The sequence below is a fragment of the Arthrobacter globiformis NBRC 12137 genome, from assembly GCF_000238915.1.
In the GTDB taxonomy this organism is placed as follows: domain Bacteria; phylum Actinomycetota; class Actinomycetes; order Actinomycetales; family Micrococcaceae; genus Arthrobacter; species Arthrobacter globiformis.
The window spans coordinates 1-14,662 of record NZ_BAEG01000058.1; the positions used below are offsets into that span (position 1 = coordinate 1).

The 14,662-nt window shown below is 65.6% G+C and carries 14 protein-coding genes; 9 read left to right on the forward strand and 5 right to left on the reverse strand.

The annotated features are described in order from the left end of the window. Positions 1-120 precede the first annotated feature (120 nt). Together ARGLB_RS10790 and ARGLB_RS10795 are read right to left on the reverse strand one after the other, a co-directional pair. Entirely contained in the window at positions 121-1,053 is a 933-nt protein-coding gene (locus ARGLB_RS10790) for a glutaminase (RefSeq protein WP_003802186.1), read from the reverse strand. Next, positions 1,050-2,648, reverse strand: a complete 1,599-nt coding sequence (locus tag ARGLB_RS10795; RefSeq protein WP_003802187.1) for a PucR family transcriptional regulator — start codon at positions 2,646-2,648, stop codon at positions 1,050-1,052. The genes ARGLB_RS10790 and ARGLB_RS10795 overlap by 4 nt, the downstream gene beginning before the upstream one ends. A gap of 199 nt (positions 2,649-2,847) precedes the next feature. Between ARGLB_RS10795 and ARGLB_RS10800 the strand changes: the two genes are divergently transcribed. Beyond that, entirely contained in the window at positions 2,848-3,531 is a 684-nt protein-coding gene (locus ARGLB_RS10800; RefSeq protein WP_003802188.1) for a cyclodeaminase/cyclohydrolase family protein, read from the forward strand. Between the two features lie 14 nt (positions 3,532-3,545). On the opposite strand, the gene ARGLB_RS23580 is transcribed toward ARGLB_RS10800, so the two are convergent. Both ARGLB_RS23580 and ARGLB_RS10805 read right to left on the reverse strand, forming a co-directional pair. Then, positions 3,546-3,698, reverse strand: coding sequence for a hypothetical protein (locus tag ARGLB_RS23580; protein ID WP_003802189.1), 153 nt, complete (start codon positions 3,696-3,698; stop codon positions 3,546-3,548). Between the two features lie 203 nt (positions 3,699-3,901). After that, a complete protein-coding gene (locus ARGLB_RS10805) occupies positions 3,902-4,696 on the reverse strand; it encodes an MBL fold metallo-hydrolase (RefSeq protein ID WP_003802190.1) in 795 nt (264 codons plus the stop codon). A 137-nt stretch (positions 4,697-4,833) separates the two neighbouring features. Here ARGLB_RS10805 and ARGLB_RS10810 point away from each other — a divergent pair, with 137 nt between their 5' ends. From ARGLB_RS10810 to egtD, 5 genes are all read left to right on the forward strand, one after another. Next, positions 4,834-5,466, forward strand: a complete 633-nt coding sequence (locus ARGLB_RS10810; protein WP_003802191.1) for a dihydrofolate reductase family protein — start codon at positions 4,834-4,836, stop codon at positions 5,464-5,466. Between the two features lie 103 nt (positions 5,467-5,569). After that, the gene (egtA, locus tag ARGLB_RS10815) at positions 5,570-6,862 is read left to right on the forward strand and encodes an ergothioneine biosynthesis glutamate--cysteine ligase EgtA (protein WP_003802192.1); all 1,293 of its coding nucleotides are present in this window, start codon (positions 5,570-5,572) and stop codon (positions 6,860-6,862) included. Then, positions 6,852-8,201, forward strand: a complete 1,350-nt coding sequence (gene egtB / locus ARGLB_RS10820) for an ergothioneine biosynthesis protein EgtB (protein WP_003802193.1) — start codon at positions 6,852-6,854, stop codon at positions 8,199-8,201. Before egtA ends, egtB begins: the two co-directional genes overlap by 11 nt. A gap of 3 nt (positions 8,202-8,204) precedes the next feature. Next, positions 8,205-8,969, forward strand: coding sequence for an ergothioneine biosynthesis protein EgtC (gene egtC / locus ARGLB_RS10825; RefSeq protein WP_003802194.1), 765 nt, complete (start codon positions 8,205-8,207; stop codon positions 8,967-8,969). Further along, on the forward strand, positions 8,966-9,952 hold the full coding sequence (gene egtD, locus ARGLB_RS10830; protein ID WP_003802195.1) for an L-histidine N(alpha)-methyltransferase: 987 nt from the start codon (positions 8,966-8,968) through the stop codon (positions 9,950-9,952). The genes egtC and egtD overlap by 4 nt, the downstream gene beginning before the upstream one ends. 35 nt (positions 9,953-9,987) lie before the next feature. Here egtD and ARGLB_RS10835 read toward each other — a convergent pair whose 3' ends face one another. Further along, positions 9,988-11,169, reverse strand: a complete 1,182-nt coding sequence (locus ARGLB_RS10835) for an aminotransferase class V-fold PLP-dependent enzyme (RefSeq protein ID WP_003802196.1) — start codon at positions 11,167-11,169, stop codon at positions 9,988-9,990. A 46-nt stretch (positions 11,170-11,215) separates the two neighbouring features. On the opposite strand from ARGLB_RS10835, the gene ARGLB_RS10840 reads away from it, so the two are divergent. The 3 genes from ARGLB_RS10840 to ARGLB_RS10850 all read left to right on the forward strand — a co-directional run bounded on the left by ARGLB_RS10840 (position 11,216) and on the right by ARGLB_RS10850 (position 14,652). Beyond that, positions 11,216-12,034: an alpha/beta fold hydrolase gene (locus tag ARGLB_RS10840; RefSeq protein ID WP_003802197.1), complete on the forward strand. Its 819-nt coding sequence runs from the start codon at positions 11,216-11,218 to the stop codon at positions 12,032-12,034. Positions 12,035-12,376: 342 nt separating this feature from the next. Then, positions 12,377-12,769: a hypothetical protein gene (locus ARGLB_RS10845; RefSeq protein WP_003802198.1), complete on the forward strand. Its 393-nt coding sequence runs from the start codon at positions 12,377-12,379 to the stop codon at positions 12,767-12,769. A 650-nt stretch (positions 12,770-13,419) separates the two neighbouring features. Beyond that, on the forward strand, positions 13,420-14,652 hold the full coding sequence (locus tag ARGLB_RS10850; protein ID WP_003802199.1) for an amidohydrolase family protein: 1,233 nt from the start codon (positions 13,420-13,422) through the stop codon (positions 14,650-14,652). Positions 14,653-14,662: the final 10 nt, after the last annotated feature.

The window sequence follows — 14,662 nt, forward strand, 5'->3', positions numbered from 1 at the left end:
CGAATGGCCGCCGTCAGCATCATACTGAGCAACCTCGTCATTGGGGTTGTTGAACATGGGTGATCCTTTCGACCGGTTGAAGGTCTAACTGAGGGTGGAACAGGAAAGTGCGGGGAACGCTTAGAAAACAGACCAGCCCGTGCGGTCCGAAAGGTCGGCGAGCGCGGCGCTGCCCGCCAGGGAATTGCCTTTTGCGTCCAGGCGGGGACTCCAGACGGAGATGGCGCAGTGGCCCGGGACAATGACCAGGATGCCGCCACCCACGCCGCTTTTCCCTGGCAGTCCTACCCGGTAGGCGAATTCGCCTGCCGCGTCGTACATGCCGCAGGTCAGCATGATGGACCCAATGCGTTTCGCCTCGCTCCGGGACACCACGGTTCCCGACGTTCCGCGGCCTTCCCGGGCGAGGAAGAGCCCTGCCTTGGCCAGTTCCGCGCAGGTCATCATGATGGAGCACTGGCGGACGTAGTTTTCCACGACAGCCTCGGCGGACTGCCTGAGGTTGCCGAAGTCTTTGAGAAAGTGGGCAAGGGCCAGGTTGCGGCTGCTGTTGGAAAGCTCACTGACCGCGGCTGCCTCGTCGATGAACGGCCCCGGTTCCCCCGTTTGTCCGGTGAGGAAGCGCAGGACCGCGGTGGCGGCGTCGGGCGTCTCTTCCATCAGACGGTCGGTGACCACCAGGGCGCCGGCGTTGATGAACGGGTTCCGCGGGATGCCGTGTTCCACTTCCAGCTGGACCAGGGAGTTGAAAGCGGAGCCGGACGGTTCGCGGAGCACCCGCGACCACAGCGCTCCGGAACTGTCGCGGCGCAGGGCCATAGCCAGGGTGAACACCTTGGAGATGCTCTGGATGGAGAAGGGGACATCGGCGTCCCCTGAGGTGAAGATCTCCCCGGCCGCGGTGGCCACTGCTATTCCGAATCTGCTGAACGGAACCGCCGCCAAGGAAGGGATGTTGGCCGGAACAGAACCGGCTTCCCTTGGCGGCCTGTGGCTGCGGACGATGTCATCGAGCATCGGGCCCAAGGGCGGAGCATCGATTGTCGTGGTCATTTCCTGCCTCGAAGGTCTTTATGGATGGCGGCCCATTCCTGAATATGCAGCAGGGCCACCAGTGCATCACGCGGATTGCCAAAGTCCAGGCCCGTGACCCGGGCGGCCTTGCTGATCCGGTAGTAGACGGTGTTCTTGTGCAGTGCCATGCGTTTCGCGCATTCGGCCACGTCGAGCGAGGCGTCGAAGTACACAAGCAAGGTTTCCGCGAGGTCGCCGTCGTCCCGCAAAAGGGCGGAGAGGCTGCGGTGACGGAACGTCGAGGACAGAAAATTCCGGACGGCGTCACGGAAGAGGATTTCTCCCTCGAAGTCAGCCACCGTGGCCACGGTGGTGTCAGGGGAGGTGCGGACGCAGTCCAGCAGCGCCTCGGTGATCGGGGTAACCGTGTGGAGAGTCAACAGGTCCGGTGCCACCGGGCCGACGGCGGCAAAGGGGCTGATGCCCAGGTGCTTGCCGGCGTCCCGGATGATGGAGTCGGCCAGGCTCCGCAGCCCGGGTTCCGCCGCCGTGGACTGGAGCCCCGGGACGATCACCGCAGTGTCGCCCCTGAATTGCCCGACGACGGCGCATGCCTTGTAGGCGGCGGCGTGGATGGATGCCAGGCTGGCGAGTTCGCCGTGCTTGAGTGCGGCATCATCAGCCTGCGTGTCCGCGCCGGACATTCCGATCAGAATGAGCGCGGCTGGCCGTTCCGCCGGAATTTTCCCGCTGTGGGCACTGGCGGCAGCCTCCGCGGGGCCGGACAGGATCCGCGCAATACGGTCTTCGCGCATGTGCACCGACTGCTGGTTGCGGTGCCGGATCAGCTCGGCGGAGGCCCGGGCCGCGGATCCCGTCAGCACGTAGTCGACATCCGCGCCGAATCCGTCCCCGGTCTCCTGAAGCCAGATGTAGCCCATGATCCGGTCACCGGCGAAGAGCGTGATGGCCACGCGTTCCCGCAGTCCGTCCTGCGGCCGGGCCGGCACGCGCACAGGCAGCCGGGTTCTGTGCAGCTCGCGGTAAGCGCCGAGGTCCTTGAGCAGCAGTTCGTATTTCCGGGGGCCGCGCCGGGTCAGGATGGATGCCTTGCGCAGTTCGTCGATGTCGTTCGAGACGGTGGAGTAGGCCAGGACCTTGTTGGCGGCATCCTCGATAACCACGTGGCTGGAGGTCAGCCGTGCAGTGGTCTGGGCGATGGCGAACAGGTCCTCTTCCAGCAGTGTCAGCACTTCGCTCTGGTAACTGCGCGGCTGGATCCGGTCCTTCGCGATCGACAGCAGCCGGTCCCAATCGGCAGCCGGGTCCACCAGCAGCAGCCCGCTGCCCGCTGCGGCCAGCAGTTCTTCGGCGTCGGTCAGCTCCTCACGGGTACCCTTGACCGCGACAACCTGCGGCGGATTCTTCAGCAGCCGTCGCAACGCGGGCAAAGCCGAGCGGCCGCGGACGCCGATCAGCAGGACAAAGGCTGTGCCGGCGTCGGACGTTTCATCATCAGCGTCGACGATCAAGAACCGTTCAATGCCCGATCGGTCAGGGGCTGGTCGCAGGATGAGGCTGGCGAAACCCAGAGGGAAATCCGAAAGGATATCGTCCACCGTAACCGCGGGCATGGGCTTCCTTCTGCGTCGATCCACCCGGACGGCTCTGTCCGGTCATCTCATGCTATCGAGCCGGAATCAGCCGAAATATGTGACGGAACCCAAATAGTTTTGTATGTTTTCGGTTTCCGGTCCAATGCGCCGCACGTTTTCGTTCCCGGCTGGCCCGTCGTCCTGACAGTGCAGCGGGGGCTTCGGGCAGACTGGTGCCATGAGTGATGATTCGAAGGCGGTTACGACCCGGCGGTCGACAGTTGAGGACTGGACGCGGGCTTTGTCGGAGTCCGTCGGTTCCCCGGGCGGCGGCGCCGGGGCGGGCGTGATGCTCGCCATCGCCGCGTCACTGGCATCCATGGTCGCCGGATATACGGAAGCTGACGGGCACCAGCGGCAGGAACTGGCTGATGTTCATGCCCGCGTGCGTTCGCTGCGGGAAGCCGCCCTTCGGCTGGCCGACGAGGACGCCTCAGCGTCCCAGGCTTTCGGCGCCGCCTTCCGGCTGGAGCCGGGGCCGGAACGGGAGAACGCGATACACGGGGCGTCCGTAGACGCCGCCAAGGCCTCTGCCGTGCTCGGCGAGCACGCCATCGATGCCATTGCGGACCTGGAGTGGCTGGCGTCCAATGGTAATCAGGCCCTGGTTGCCGATGTCGTCGTCGCCTTCGGGGCCCTGCGGGCAGCAGTGACCGGTGCCCGGACCAACGTGAGTTTCGACCTCGCCGCGCTCACCTCCGCAGGTCGCACCCTTGAACAGATTCGGGACGAGCAGCCGGCCCTGTGGTCGACAGTCGGGGACCTCGACGCCGCAGTCGAGCGGATCGACCGGCTGACGGCCGAGGTGGACCGCCGTTCCGCTCCTGCTGGTTCCGGTTCCCAGGGCGAAACCCGTCGGTGACAGGCGGCGGGGGTTTAGCCGGCCAGCTGGCCGGGATCCGATGCAGGGACAATCGTGTGTCCCAGCGCCGAACCGAACAGTTCACGGGGCTCACACCCGTTGGCCCTGATCCAGAACAGCTCTCCCGAGGGCGTGACGGTTTCCACGTGGCCCACTCGGATGACCATTCCTGCTCTTTCCACCCTGACCTCTGTCCCAATGAGGTCGCGGGCGTCATGTGTGCTTCCTGCAGCTGTCCCCGGCGTCACTGTCGGTGGCTCCTTCGCTTCGAACGGCGTTGGCCTGACCCTTGGGTCCGGACCAGATAAATGAACATCATTCATTTTATGCGGTCCGGGGCGTTATTCATAGCGGCAACGCCCGGAGTTGCTCAGGCGCCTTCGGGGTTCGGCGCCGACGGCCGGCTGCGCAACGTTTCCAGTGCTTCAGCCAGAGGCCTGCGGAGAGCAGCACCATGGCCCGGCAGCACCACCGAGGCGTCGATTTCGTCCAGGCGATGGGTGGCTGCGAGCGCCTGTGCCGGGTCGGTGTGGAACATGGGATGCAGCATCTGCGGGCCGGCTGTCCGGCTCAGCGGATGGCCGCTGACGAACGAATCACCCACGGCTATCGCCCCGGCTTCAGGAAGCAGGATCGCGACATTGCCCGGTGTGTGCCCAGGCAGCAGGACAGCCTCCGGCTTGCCGGGAAGGTTTCTCAACGTGTCGGCGGTCCAGGCCTGGGCCTCCGTTGCGGGCTTTGCCTTGAGGGCTCCCGACCTGATGACATGGACCATCCAGCGGAACACGCGCGGCCGCCAGGCGCGGACGATGACCTGGCCGAACGTGACCTGGTGTTGTTCCCTCCCTTGGACGTGGGCCAGCTCCTCCGGCGCGCACAGGACGGGTGTGCCATAGGTTTCGGAGAAGTAGGCCGCTGAACCGGTGTGGTCCACGTGGCCGTGCGTGATGAGCAAGGCCCGGGCATCCGTCGGCTGCAGGCCCAGACGGCGGATGGATTCAAGGAACAGCGGACGGTCGGACGGGTACCCGCTGTCGATGATCATGAATCCGGTCTCGTCGCGGACCACGATCCAGTTTGATGCCGGTCCCTCGACGAAAAAGACACCGGGGGACGGCTCGGACGTACTGGAGGAGGCCTGCCATCTATGGGTTTGCTGCTTCACATGCACATCCTAGCCACCGGCCTGTGGGGCCCGGTGCCCATTTCGCCCTCGCGTGGCTACCGCAAGTGTGCTTGTCTGTAGCAAGCAGCGCAGATCCGTCAGGGGTCCGCGGCCGTTGTTCGACGAGGTGACACGACATGAGGTTGACCACCACGACCAACGTCTCGGTTGACGGGGTCATGCAGGGGTTGGGCGGACCCGACGAGGACCGCAGCGGCGGCTTCGACCGTGGCGGATGGGCCATTCCGCTTCTCGACGCCGAAGCAGGGGACTATCTCAACCAGGCTTACGGCGGGGCGGATGCGTTCCTCTTCGGCCGCCGGACGTACGAGATCTTTGCAGGGTACTGGGGAGTGATGCCCGACCCGGACACCAACCCGATTGCCGCCGCGCTGAACAGCCGCCCCAAGTACGTGGTGTCCACCACTCTGGCCGACCCTCGGTGGGCGGGCACGACTGTCCTGCGGGGCGACGTTGGCACAGCCATCGCTGAACTGAAGACGAATCACGACGGCGAGCTGCTGGTGCCGGGCAGCGGTGCCCTCGTCAGATGGCTGCTGGCCAACGACCTGGTCGACCAGCTCGACCTGGTCACCTACCCCGTCGTCGTCGGCCAGGGAACACGGCTGTTCCCCGATAGCGGTCCCGACATCGCGCTCGAACTGGTCAGCTCGCGGTCCACGTCCCGGGGGATCACCATCCAAACATATCGGCCCAGCGGGCGGCCGGAGTACGCGGCGTCCACCGTCGGCCCAGAAGACGTGTTCTAGCTGCGCCGATGATGGCGGATTCCGGTGGCCGGACCGTTGACAAGGCCAAAAGGGGGCTGTTTAGCTTGCCGCCAGAAGACTACCGCCGTCGAAGGAGCGCCGCGTGAACTCCGCTTTGCAGGCCGGGCGCGACATCCGCCCGCTTTCCGAGTCCGAGGCCGAGGTGTATGTGGCCTCCGTGTGTTTCAAGACCGGACCGCCGGGCGCCGCCGGTGTGGAGGTCGAGCGAGTGGTACACGACGTTGTGGATCCACAGATCCCGGTTCCGGTGGCACGGCTGAGCGCGGCCATTGCGGCATCTCCCGGGCCGCTGCCCGGCGGCGGGGTCATCACCTTTGAACCAGGGGGCCAACTGGAGGTGAGCTCCGCCTGCGCCCCCGGTCTTCCAGCCCTCGTCGCGGCGACCCGGGCAGACCTGGCAGCCGTTGCGGCCCGGCTCTCAAGGGCTGGTCTTTGCTTCGGACCTATGGCCCTGGACCCCGGCCGTCCAGCTGTGCGGTCATTGGCGCATCCGCGGTACGCGTCGATGGAACGGCACTTCGACCGTTTCGGCCCGGCCGGACGAACCATGATGTGCTCCACCGCTTCCCTTCAGGTTTCACTGGAAGCCGGATTCGACACTCCGGGGTCCACCGGTGCAGTGCAACGCTGGCACCGCCTGCATAATCTCCTTCCGGTTTTTGTCGCGATGTTCGCGAATTCGCCTTTCCTTCACGGCATCCCCAGCGGATGGCACAGCAACCGGCAGCGCACCTGGCTGGACATTGACCCGACGAGGACCGGCGCCGTCCCTCGTTCGGAGGATCCACGCCAGGCGTGGGCGCGCTACGCCCTCGACGCTCTCGTCCTGTGCATCCCGTCCGAGGAGGCCTGCTGGGATCCGCCACGGGAGCTGACGATGCGCGACTGGCTGCAGGGGAGGGGGCCCAGGCCGGCGACGCTGGCCGACCTGAATTACCACCTGACAACCCTTTTCCCGCCGGTGCGGCCACGCGGATTCATGGAGCTCAGAGTGATCGACGCACAGGCAGGGCACGACTGGGAACCGGTCACGGCGATCGTCACAGCGCTCATGGACGACGAACTCGCTGCCGATCTCGCCGCAGACGCCTGCGGGCCCCTTGCTGCGCTGACCGATCCGATGCGAACTGCCGCCCGCGACGCGCTGACGGATCCCGTGCTCGCCGCCGCGGCCATCCGCTGCGCCGAGGCCGCCCTGATGGCGCTTCCCCGGTTAGGGGCGGACGCGTCAACCCGCAGACGGGCCGAACGGTTCGTGGAACGCAATACGGGGCGGAGCCGGTGCCCGGCGGACGAGCGCCTGGACGTGTGGCGAAGAACCGGCAGCTGGTTTGCCCGACCAGAGCCTGACGAGGAGGCCGACAATGCGGAGTGAGCTTTCCGGAGCACCTGCCGATCCCGAAACTCTCAGGTCCTTCATCGCCGACGGGCTGGAACGGGCCCGGAACCGAACCCATGCGCTGACCGACTGCGACGAGGAAGATCTCCTAAAGCAGCACTCACCGCTCATGTCACCACTGGTCTGGGACCTCGCACATGTAGGCAGCCAGGAGGAACTCTGGCTGGTACGTGACGTCGGCAAGATGGAACCGCTGCGGTGCGATCTCGACCAGATGTACGACGCGTTCCAGCATCCGCGAAGCAGCCGCACGACGCTGCCGCTGCTATCGCCGCAGGAGTCACGGAAATACATCGCCGAGGTCCGCGACAAGGCGCTCGACATTCTGCAGCGGACCCCCTTGGAAGGCTCACCGCTGGTGAACCGTGGTTTCGCTTTCGGAATGATCATCCAGCACGAGCAGCAGCACGACGAAACAATGCTTGCCACGCACCAGCTCCGTATAGGAACGCCGGTCCTCCACGGTCAGCCTTTCGCGCCCGGCGTCGGACCCCAGGATCTGCATGCCCTGCCACAGGAGGTTCTCATCCCTTCAGGGCCATTCACCATGGGGACGTCAGTGGAACCGTGGGCACTGGATAACGAACGCCCGTCCCATACAGTGGACGTGCCCGCCTACTGGATCGACACCCTTCCGGTGACCAATGGCGCCTACCGGCATTTCATAGACGACGGCGGATACCGGAATCCCCGCTGGTGGACCCCGGAAGGCTGGGATCACTGCAGGGGCGCCGGGCTGGCGGCTCCCAAGTACTGGGAACGCGACGGCGACGGCTGGAGCAGGACCCGGTTCGGCGTCGTCGAGCCTGTTCCGGACGATGAACCGGTGCAGCACGTGTGCTGGTTCGAAGCGGACGCCTACGCCCGGTGGACAGGGCGGCGGCTCCCGACCGAAGCCGAATGGGAAAAGGCGGCGCGCTTTGATCCCCGGTCCGGGCGTTCCCGGCGCTACCCGTGGGGGGATGAGGATCCTGCACCTCACTACGCCAATCTTGGCGGGTCAGCCCTCCGCCCGGCTCCGGCAGGCTCCTTTCCCGCGGGGGCCTCGCCACTGGGAGTGCGGCAGCTCATCGGCGACGTCTGGGAATGGGTCTCCAGCGACTTCCGCCCGTATCCCGGATTCACCGCATTCCCGTATCCGGAATATAGCGAGGTGTTCTTCGGGTCCGACTACAAGGTGCTCCGGGGAGGGTCCTGGGCGGCGGATCCCGCCGCCTGCAGGGGCACTTTCCGGAACTGGGACTATCCGATCCGCCGGCAGATTTTTACCGGATTCCGCACAGCGCGCGACGTGACTCCGGTGGAGGGCGGCTAGCCCATGTGCCGTCATTTCGCCTACATCGGGAAGCCGATGCCGCTGGCCGAGCTGCTGTTCGCCCCCGACCATGGGCTTTTGGAGCAGTCGTGGGCGCCCCGCCGCCAGCGGTACGGGACAATCAATGCCGACGGATTCGGTGTCGGCTGGTACGCCCCGGACGATCCTGTGCCCGCCCGCTACCGCCGTGCCATCCCGATCTGGGCGGACAGATCCTTCGCCGACGTTGCCCGGGTTACGTCCAGCGGGGCCGTGCTGGCAGCCGTCAGATCAGCAACACCGGGGATGACGCCTGAGGAGTCAGCCGCCGCGCCGTATGCCCATGGCCCCTGGCTCTTCAGCCACAACGGCCGCGTGGAAGGCTGGCCGCATGCGGTGGAAGAACTGGCCGCTTCACTCCCGCCGGCGCGACTGCTGGCCCTTGAGGCGCAGGTCGATTCGGCGCTGCTCTGGGCCCTCGTTCTGGAGCGGCTGGACGCCGGCGACGCCGCCGGGGAGGCGCTGATGCACGTGGTGAACGCTGTCTCAGCCGTCGCTGGAGGCAGATTCAACTTTCTGCTCACAGACGGCATGGCCATCGCGGCCACAGCCGCCGGCGACAGCCTCTTTTGGCGCAACGGCACCGGGGGCGTCGTCGTCGCCAGCGAACCATGTGACGATGGCCCGGACTGGCACCAGGTGCCTGACCGTTCCCTCCTGACCGCCACCGCAGGCAGCGTCGAAGTACGTCCCATTCCGGCACTCACGAAGGAGCACGCAGCCCCATGAGCCTTTCCGCCGACCGCACCGACATCATCCATCACCTTCCCCCGGACCATCTGGAGCGCAGCCTGCGCGCAGACGTGCGCGCGGGTCTCAGCTCGTCACCCAAAACGCTGCCGCCCAAATGGTTCTATGACAAACTCGGCAGCGCCCTGTTCGAACGCATCACGAACCTGCCCGAGTACTACCCGACGCGCGCCGAACGTGAAGTGCTGGAACTCTTCGCCCCAGAGATGGCGGCCGCGAGCCCGGCAGAAACATTGATTGAACTCGGATCCGGGTCGTCCAGGAAGACCCCGCTGCTGCTGGATGCCTTGAGGGACGCGGGATCGCTCCGCCGTTACGTCGCCGTGGACGTCAGCGATAGCGCGCTGCTGGATGCACGCAATGAACTGGCTCCGGCGTTCCCCGATCTTCGGCTGGAGGCAGTGGCAGCGGACTTCGAAACCCAGCTGCACCTTCTCCCTCGAACAGGGCGCCGCATGGTGGCTTTCCTGGGCGGCACCATCGGCAACTTTGAGCCGCAGGCCAGGGCCCGCTTTCTCACGGGTATCCGCGAGCTGCTCGACGGCGACGGCGGTTCGCTGCTGCTTGGCACGGACCTGGTGAAGTCACCCCACATCCTTGTCCCGGCCTATGCCGACGCCGAGGGGGTCACCGCGGATTTCAACCGGAACGTGCTCCGTGTCCTCAACTCCCAGTTGGGCGCCGATTTCGAGGTCATGGCCTTTGACCACGTCGCGCTGTGGATGCCCGACGAAGAGTGGATCGAAATGCGGCTGCGTGCCAGGAAACCGATGCTCGTGCGCCTGCCCGGAGTGGGGATGGACGTCCGGTTCCACGAAGGCGAGGAACTGCGCACGGAGATTTCCGCGAAATTCCGGATCGAGGGCATAGCGGGCGAGCTGGAATCAGCCGGATTCTCCATTGCAGGGCAATGGACCGACAGTCAGAACCGCTATGCGATGACGCTCGCGGAGGCGCTATAGCCGGGCAGCTGCGGCAAACCGGGGGAGCGCAACGCTCACCTGAGTAGATGCACCAGCCGCTGGATCTCGGCCTCGGTGTTGTAATAGTGCACCGAGGCCCTCACCACCGTGGGCGCTGCACATGGTTTGCCGGCGAGGACAGCGTTGACCTCACTAGAGGGCAGGGGAGCCACGGAGACGTTGATCCGGTGATCTGCCAGCTTGGCCCTGACGGTCCCCGCGTCGCTTCCCCGCACCGAAAACGTCACGATGCCGCTCCGGATCACCCCGCCGTCGTGGACGGTTACCGCCGGAAGCGCAGACAAGGCGTTTCGCAGGAGCTCCGCGAGCCTGGCCACTCGCTCCTGCACGGCGTCCAGGCCAAGGGCCAGGGCATAATCGACGGCGCGGCCCAGACCCAGCCTTCCGGCGACACTGGTCTCCCAGCTTTCAAAACGGCGCGCATCGCCGCGGATTTCGAGTCCGTTGGCGCCTGACGGAACGGCTGAATGCCCGTCCAGCATGACCGGCTCCAGCTGCTCCAGAACCGAGGCACGCACATACAGGAACGCGGTGCCGCGGGGACCGCGCAGGAACTTCCGCCCGGTCCCCGCCAGCACGTCGCAGCCCAGCGCCTCCACGTCCAGGGGCATCTGGCCCACTGACTGGCATGCGTCGAGGACAAACAACACACCGGCGGCCCGGCAGAGCCGTCCCACCTGCGTGGCCGGATTGACCAGTCCGTTGGCCATGGGCACGTGTGTCAGGGCGACCATTGCAACGTTTCCGCGCTCAAGCTCCCTCTGGAGGTGCTCGACGTCGACCTGCCCATGGGGGTCGTCGCGGACAACCACAATCTGCAGGCCATGTCGACGCGCAAGCTGCCGCAGGGCGATGACGTTGCCGGAATACTCCGTACGGCCAATCAGCAGCCGTGCCCCGGGCTCAACGGGCAAGCTGTACACCGCCGCACCCCACGCCCGGCTGCCGCTCTCGGCCAGGGCGATCTCGTTTGCCTGTGCCCCGATGAGCCGCGCCACCGACGAGTACACGTCGTCCAGACGGTCAGCAGCCTCCTCGGCAGCTTCATAGCCGCCAATTTCCTCCTCCCGGCGCAGGTGGCCCACCACGGTCTCCGCCACCGGGCGGGACATGAGCGAGCTTCCCGCATTGTTCAGATGGGTCACGTTCCGGACACCGCGGGTCTCTCGGCGCACCGCTTGCACATCAATGGACATGAACCTCATCCTGTCACTAACCAAGGGCCTAAATTAGGCTGACGCTGTGGAGTACAAAGCCCGCGGCATACCAGTACATTACGTGGAGCACGGCGAAGGGGCGCCGCTCCTGGTACTACACGGTGCGGGTGTGGATCACCGCGAGATGGTCGGTGCCATGGAGCCGATATTTACCGGAGTGGCTGATTGCCGGCGTCTTTACCCTGACCTTCCCGGCATGGGTCGCACGCCGGCGGGCACCCTGGACAGTGCCGACGACGTTCTCGACCTGCTGCTCGCGTTTGTAGATGGTGTGATCGGTGACGGGAAGTTTCGGCTCATTGGCCATTCCGCCGGTGCGTACTATGCCCGGGCCGTCGCCGGCAGGCGCCCGGAGCAGGTGACAGGGCTGGCGCTGATTTGTCCGCTGGGGGAGAACGTTCGGAATCTTCCGGCGCACCAGGTCTTGCACTCCTCGGTGGATCCGCGCGAGACGCTCGGTCCGGCTGAGGAGAGCGTGTTCCGTGACTACTTCGTCGTGCAGACCCAGTCCATGCTGGAGCGATACACGCAGTACATCGTCCCTGCCCTCGGCCTTGTCGACGAAAAAGGACTCGAGCGGATCGGCCAACACTGGCTGTTCAGCAGCAGCCCCGAAGCTGGCCCACCGTACTCCAGCCCCGTCCTGATCGTCACCGGACGCCAGGATTCGACAGTGGGGTACGCCGGCCAGTGGGACCTGCTCGAGCACTATCCACGGGCAACCTTCGCTGTGCTCGACCGCGCCGGTCATGCGCTGCCGCACGAGCAGCCCGGCCTCATCAAGGCCCTGATCACCGAGTGGCTTGACCGCGTGCGCGAGCATCGCGCCGGCACTGGCCTGTAAGTTCCCCGCGTAACGGAACCCGCCCCCGGACGCCTGTCCCCGAGCGTGGCGCGGCGGGGGAGCGTCGTCTGTAAAACCTACTAACGTGGATCTTTTGCCTGCTCGCTTCTGGGCCAGTTGGGGAAACTTGCCGCATCACTTTCTGCGATTGCTGGGTTGATTCGCTGTACTAGCCGTCGCAAGAATGAACGTCCTGACGAGCTCTAAAAAATAAATAAGGCTGGACTAGATGTTTAAATCGGCGTAGTTTTGCTTATGAAACAAGTGAACGTGACTTGCATCGCAAGATGCCGCGGACGAGGGGATTCCGACCAACACCTACTGGAGCGCCAAGGGGCACTGATGACAGCAACGATGAATGACCTGATCGACGATCCGTTCGCGGATCTTCCGGCGCGGCGGACCTGCCCGGCCGAGGATTTCGCTGCCCCGGTTCTGACCGTCACCGTCAACGACCAGGCGGTGCTTGCGATCGCTCGCCGCCTGCATGATGGGGCGTGCCTGCGCGGGAGTGGCTGCGGACTCCGCGACTTCCACGCGATGGACAATCACGAGACGGATGTCCGGGTCATGCTGGCCGCAATGGTGCAGGCCGGCGCCGACGGCGACAGTCCGGAAATCAGCCCCTGCCGCAGCGTAACTGAGCGCCGATGGTTCCGCGGCAAGTGGTCGTGCGCTGCATGCGGCGGCGGCATCCGCTTTGGTGGCGGCACCGGCTGGGTCCACGCCCGCTGACCTGATGCACCGTGGGAATGAGGCCCGCTGTTCTTTGTCTGCGTATCGCAGGCGCTCCGCAGCAGTAATGAGGCTTTGAGCTCGAAGACGCCGCGTCACCTAAAGGGGGAGGGTTTATCGCCCGTCGGCTGGAGCTCTCGCGAGGTTACTTTACATAATGCTGATTATCGGCATTACGTAGGGAGGTGCAGAAGTGGGTGCGAAACATCCCGTACGGACGGCCCGCATGGCTTACAGATCAGGTTCATCTCCGTACAGTTTTGACCATTTGAGCCACTGCCTGCGGCCATGAAATGCTTGCCGGCACTGAGTCGCTGATTAGAGATTCGAACCATGTGGCGTTTTAGAACCTTTGTCCGGACGATCACATCGTCGCGCAGGATCCGTGTCGGCACACCGCCTGATCCGGCCAGCTTCGGGACGGCCGCCAATCTGCCTTGCACCCAACAGCCGGCGGATATCGGCGGAGAAACCGCCAGGAAGCCGCCATCACCGGCTAGCTTGACATAATGTCAGACTCTCCCGGCAACCGGGGCCGCTGCATGCTGGAAGATCGTCGTCGTCGCCCTGATAACGTTCACGGCGAGCTTCGTCGCCGCGGCAGCCATCGTGCAGGTTGCCATGAACTTCTAGCACGAAAGGAAGGAACCATGCTTATCATCAATGTCCGTCCATGGGGCGGGAACGCCGTGGACATCGAGGTCCGTGACGGCCGGATCGCTGCACTGCACCCCGCCGGGACCGCCGCCGTCAATGCCGGGACCGCCGGTGGTGCAGTGGACGGGCGCCACCGGATCGCCATCCCTGCCTTCACCGACGTCCACGTCCACCTCGATTCGACCCGGATCGGGCTGCCGTTCCGGGAGCACACCGGCGGTCCCGGGGTATGGAACATGATGTGCAACGACCGGGAGAACTGGCGCGACACCCCCATCCCCTACCCGGAGGTGGTGGCGGGAACGCTGGAACGGATGATTGCGCGGGGCACCACGCGTGTCCGCTCCTACGCCCAGGTCGACGTGGACTGCAGGCTGGAGCGCTTCGAGGCGGTCTTGGCTGCCAAGGAACGCTTCGCCCGCGCCGCAACCGTGGAGATCATGGCATTTCCCCAGGCCGGACTGCTGCTGGAGGACGGGACCGTCCCACTCCTTGAGGATGCCCTCAGGGCAGGTGCCACGACCATCGGCGGCATAGATCCCTGTCAGCTGGACCGGGATCCGGTGCGCCATCTGGACATCGTTTTCGGCCTGGCCGAAAGGTACGGGGTCGACGTCGACATCCACCTGCACGAGCCTGGCCACCTCGGCGTTTTCAGCGCGGAGCTCATCTTTGAACGAACCCGGGCACTGGGCATGCAGGGGCGCGTCTCGCTCTCCCACGCCTACGACCTGGCCAACGTCCACCCCGACGTTTCCGCGCGGCTCCTGGAGCAGATGGCTGAACTGGACATCGCCTGGGCGACCGTGGCCCCGGCGAGTGGCGGCACCCAGTTCGACCTGGCCCGGATGACCGACGCCGGGATCCGGGTTGGGTTGGGCGAGGACGGCCAGCGGGACTACTGGAGCCCGTACGGCAACTGCGACATGCTCGACCGCGCCTGGCAGTTGGCGTTCACCCATCGCCTCCGCAAAGACCGGCTGATCGAGCACTGCGCGGCGATCGCCACCGTTGGGGGTGCCTCCATCATGGACCGTGCAGTCCGCCGCCTCACGAGCCCCGACGACCGGCCGGGCCTGGCTGTTGGCGACGAGGCGGACATCGTCCTTGTCGACGGAGAAACCGTCACGAGCACCGTCATGGACCGCGGAGCGGACCGCACCGTCATCCACGATGGCCGCGTCGTGGCCGATGGGCTGTCCGTTCTGCCGGATCCGGCGGCATAACCTACATGCG